This is a genomic window from Streptomyces sp. NPDC047117, assembly GCF_040643545.1.
Classification (GTDB): Bacteria; Actinomycetota; Actinomycetes; order Streptomycetales; family Streptomycetaceae; genus Streptomyces.
Map to the genome: position 1 here is coordinate 1 of NZ_JBEYUN010000049.1, position 1,289 is coordinate 1,289.

Consider the following 1,289-nt stretch of genomic DNA (forward strand, 5'->3'; position numbering starts at 1 on the left):
CGGCTCGTTTAAGAGACACCCAAGTAGCACGGGGCCCGAGAAATCCCGTGTGAATCTGGCGGGACCACCCGTTAAGCCTAAATATTCCCTGGTGACCGATAGCGGATAGTACCGTGAGGGAATGGTGAAAAGTACCGCGGGAGCGGAGTGAAATAGTACCTGAAACCGTGTGCCTACAAGCCGTGGGAGCGTCGCTGTCATCTTCGGATGGCAGTCGTGACTGCGTGCCTTTTGAAGAATGAGCCTGCGAGTTTGCGGTATGTTGCGAGGTTAACCCGTGTGGGGAAGCCGTAGCGAAAGCGAGTCCGAAGAGGGCGACTTCAGTAGCATGCTCAAGACCCGAAGCGGAGTGATCTAGCCATGGGCAGGTTGAAGCGGAGGTAAGACTTCGTGGAGGACCGAACCCACCAGGGTTGAAAACCTGGGGGATGACCTGTGGTTAGGGGTGAAAGGCCAATCAAACTCCGTGATAGCTGGTTCTCCCCGAAATGCATTTAGGTGCAGCGTCGTGTGTTTCTTGCCGGAGGTAGAGCACTGGATAGGCGATGGGCCCTACCGGGTTACTGACCTTAGCCAAACTCCGAATGCCGGTAAGTGAGAGCGCGGCAGTGAGACTGTGGGGGATAAGCTCCATGGTCGAGAGGGAAACAGCCCAGAGCATCGACTAAGGCCCCTAAGCGTGTGCTAAGTGGGAAAGGATGTGGAGTCGCAGAGACAACCAGGAGGTTGGCTTAGAAGCAGCCATCCTTGAAAGAGTGCGTAATAGCTCACTGGTCAAGTGATTCCGCGCCGACAATGTAGCGGGGCTCAAGCACACCGCCGAAGTCGTGTCATTGCAGCATTACTCCCAACGGAGGCTGTGATGGGTAGGGGAGCGTCGTGTGCCGGGTGAAGCAGCCGTGGAAACGAGTTGTGGACGGTTCACGAGTGAGAATGCAGGCATGAGTAGCGATACACACGTGAGAAACGTGTGCGCCGATTGACTAAGGGTTCCTGGGTCAAGCTGATCTGCCCAGGGTAAGTCGGGACCTAAGGCGAGGCCGACAGGCGTAGTCGATGGACAACCGGTTGATATTCCGGTACCCGCTTTGAAGCGCCAAACATCGAATCAGGCGATGCTAAGTCCGTGAAGCCGCCCTGAGCTCTTCGGAGCGTAGGGGAGTGGTGGAGCCGACGAACCAGACTTGTAGTAGGTGAGTGATGGGGTGACGCAGGAAGGTAGTCCAGCCCGGGCGGTGGTTGTCCCGGGGTAAGGGTGTAGCCCGTGCGGTAGGCAAATCCGTCGCACA

Annotated in this window: 1 rRNA gene (running past one end of the window); it reads left to right on the forward strand. The window is 57.0% G+C overall.

Annotated features, from left to right (window positions below):
* Positions 1–1,289, forward strand: a 23S ribosomal RNA gene (locus tag ABZ840_RS37695) (its annotated part continues 1,495 nt past the right edge of the window); the annotation flags it as partial.